General features: G+C 79.3%; 1 pseudogene. It reads right to left on the bottom strand.

The features are described 5' to 3' along the window. Positions 1-820, bottom strand: a pseudogene (locus DI269_RS12930) (hypothetical protein); the annotation flags it as partial.

Genomic DNA, 820 nt, shown 5'->3' with positions numbered 1-820 from the left:
GCTGCGGCGGCGTCGGCTCGGGGTGCGGGACCGGCTCCGGTTCGGGGAGCGGGGTCGGCGCCGGCGGCGTCGGGGGCTGCGGCGGGGTCGGCTCGGGGAACGGCGCCGGGTCGGGGGTGCGCTCGTTGAGCGTGACGCCGTCTTCGAGCGCGGCCGAGGCGGCGGCGGTGGCCTCCGAGATCGCGGCTTCGCTGAACGCCTTGGGGCCCAGGTCGATCACGGGTTCGGGGACGTCGGGCACGGACACGGCGTGCAGGACCTCCGCGGCGGCGCCGGCGGTCTCGACCAGGTCGGCGCCGGGGCTCGGGGCGTCCAGGACCGCTTCGGCGGCGAGGGCCTCGTCGAGTTCCGGTTCCACGAGGCTCTCGTCCTCGGCGAGGCCGGGCGAGCCGGGCGGGGCCGGGGGCAGGGACTCGCCGGGGACGTCGTCGCCCAGGCCCGCCAGGGAGTCCTCGTCCTCGGCGGAGAGCTCGGTGTCGTCGTCCTCGGGGTCGTCGGGGTCGGGCAGGGTGTCCCAGGCGCCGTCCTCGTCGTCGTCCTCGGCGAGCGGGGAGGCCGCGGGTGCGGCGGGGACGCCGAAGGAGACGGCGGGCGCCTCCGGTTCGGGGGCGCCGAACGCCGGGCTGCTGAAGGTGACCGCGGGTTCGGCCGGGGGCTCGGCGTCGGGGAACGAGTAGGGCGCGGGCGGCTCCGAGGGCGGGACCGCGAAGGACGCGGCCGGCGCGGTGTCGGGGACGCTGAACGGCGCCGGGGGCGCGAAGGCGCCGCCGGGGCTGGCCGCGGAGGCGGGCACGCTGAAACCGGGCGTGGCCGACTCGGC

It is taken from the genome of Glycomyces dulcitolivorans, from assembly GCF_003265355.1.
Taxonomy (GTDB): domain Bacteria; phylum Actinomycetota; class Actinomycetes; order Mycobacteriales; family Micromonosporaceae; genus Glycomyces; species Glycomyces dulcitolivorans.
Note: the sequence above shows the minus strand (reverse complement) of the source record. Positions and strands in the feature narration are given on the sequence as shown.